Here is a 2512-nt window from a genome sequence, read left to right as displayed (position 1 = left end):
TGTTTATGATAAATTAAAATTACCCTAGTATAATAATTGAAAAATCCCCTAGAGGAAATGTAAAATAACCCTATGATAATTCATAGGGGAGGATAAGGGGATGATTAGTTTAGTGCAAAAGCAAGAAATAATACTATCACATTTTAGAGAAGGTAAATCTCAGTGGCAAATACATAGAGAAACTGGGATAGCTAGAAAAACAATACGAAAATATATTAAAGAATATGAAAGAAAAAAAGAAGAGCTTAATAAAGAAGGTGTAAATAAAGAGGAAATTATAGAGGAGATAGTAAGTAAACCTAAATATGATAGTTCCAATAGAAAAAGAAGGGTGCTCACAAATGAAATAATGGAAAAGATAGACAAATATTTAAAAGAAAATGAACTCAAAAGATCTAGTGGAAGAAAAAAACAACAGATGAAGGCAATAGATATACATGAAGCTTTAGTTGATGAAGGTCATGAAATAAGTTATTCTACGGTATGTAATTATGTAAGAGAAAAGAAAAATAAAGCTAAAGAGGCATATATAAGACAAGAATATGATTTTGGTGAAGTAGTTGAATTTGATTGGGGGCATTTAAAGCTTAATATAAACGGTAAAGTGAAAAATTTACACATAGCAATATTTACAACTGCTAAAAGTTCCTATAGATACGCATACATTTATCCTAATCAAAAGATGGAAAACTTTTTAGATGCACATGTTAAATTCATAAATCATGTAGGTGGAGTATATAAAGTTTTTGTGTATGATAATATGAAACAAGCAGTTAAAAAGTTTGTAAATAAAGCAGAAAAGATTCCTACAGAAGAACTTTTAAAGCTATCACTTTATTATGGTTTTAATTTTAGATTTTGTAATATACGTAGTGGAAATGAAAAAGGTCATGTAGAAAGAAGTGTTGAATACATAAGGCGTAAAGCCTTTGCACTTAATGATAAATTTAACTCGGTTGAAGAGGCTAATGAACATTTAATAAAAAAACTTTTTAAACTAAACAGTAGAAAAAATAACTATTTTAACGGAAAAAGTCCGGAGGACATATTAAAAGAAGAAAAAGATTATTTGTTAACCATTAAACCAGATTATGATATTGCAAGAACAAAAGAACTTAGAGTAAATAAATATTCTGTTATTAATATAGATCAGAATAAATATTCAGTTCCAGAAGATTTAGTTGGCAAATTTACATTTGTAAAAATATATCCCGAAAAAATCAAAATATACTATGATAATAAACTAGTAGCCACTCATAAAAGAAGTTATGAAAATCATTCATGGTCAATAAAAGTAGAACATTATCTTAAAACATTAAAAAAGAAGCCTGGGGCCTTCCATTCATCTACAGCAAGATATCAAATGGCTCCAGAGCTTCAAAACATATACAATAATTATTATACCAATAATACCAAAGATTTCATAGACCTTATTCAAATTATTAATGAAAATAGTTTTAGTAAAGTTATAGAGGCTATTAAAAAATTAGAAAAGATCAATAAAAATACTGTTTCTACTGATGCAATTAAAATGATCTTAAATAGGAAATCAGTGATAAACCAACAAAGTTTTACAGATACAGAATATACAGAAATTGAACAAAAATCTAAAGAACTTATTGAAAATTATGCTGACTTCCTTAATAAAGAAGGGCTAAAATCCTTTGAGGAAGGAGGTGTAGTTTAATGGATAAAAATATTATAAATGAAATAAAAGGATATATCAAAGAATTAAAAATTCCAGGTATCAGAAGTATTTTAGAAGAGAAAATAAATGAAGCTAACAGAGAAAATAAAGCTTATGAAGATTTTCTATGTGATATCTTTAAAGAAGCTTATGATGTTAGAAAAGAAAATGGTAGGAAAAATAGAATACGAAAAGCTAAATTTCCTTATAAAAAATATATTGAAGATCTAGTAATAGAAGATTTACCAATTGATGCAAGAGATAAATTAAAAACACTTTGCAGTCTAGATTTTATAAAGAATGGACAAAATGTAATCCTTGCAGGGAATCCTGGTAAATGGAAAACTCACATAGCTATAGGTTTAGGCATAAAAGCTTGTAATGCCGGATACAAAGTTTTATTTACTACAGTACCATCTCTAATTAATCAGCTTAAAGAATCACGAAGCGAAAAGACCTTACGGTCTATGGAAAGGAAATTTGAAAAATATGATTTAATAATTGCTGATGAGCTTGGTTATATTTCATTTGATAAGGAAGGTAGTGAACTTTTATTTACTCATATCTCTCTTAGGGCAGAAAGAAAATCTACTCTAATTACAACTAACCTTTCTTTTGATAGATGGAATGAAATTTTTAAAGACCCAGTCATGACAGCTGCAATGATAGACAGACTTACTCATAAATCTTATATGGTAAATATGAATGGTAACTCTTATCGAATGAAAGAAACAAAAAAATGGCTTAAAAATCAGCAATAATATTTTTCCTCCACTAGGGGAAGTTTCAATTAAATTCTGGGGGATTTTTCACTTGACAAATACA

At 27.7% G+C, this 2512-nt stretch carries 2 protein-coding genes; both read left to right on the top strand.

What is annotated here, in order from left to right; all coding sequences use genetic code 11:
• Positions 1-100: 100 nt before the first annotated feature.
• Positions 101-1687 carry an IS21 family transposase gene (gene istA / locus L21TH_RS07155; protein WP_006312727.1) on the top strand — a complete coding sequence of 529 codons (1587 nt, stop codon included), beginning with the start codon at positions 101-103 and terminating at the stop codon, positions 1685-1687.
• Positions 1687-2448: an IS21-like element helper ATPase IstB gene (istB, locus tag L21TH_RS07150; RefSeq protein WP_006312725.1), complete on the top strand. Its 762-nt coding sequence runs from the start codon at positions 1687-1689 to the stop codon at positions 2446-2448. Before istA ends, istB begins: the two co-directional genes overlap by 1 nt.
• Positions 2449-2512: the final 64 nt, after the last annotated feature.

Origin of the sequence: Caldisalinibacter kiritimatiensis, assembly GCF_000387765.1 — a bacterium.
Classification (GTDB): domain Bacteria; phylum Bacillota; class Clostridia; order Tissierellales; family Caldisalinibacteraceae; genus Caldisalinibacter; species Caldisalinibacter kiritimatiensis.
This window is presented reverse-complemented; position numbering and strand designations above follow the sequence as displayed.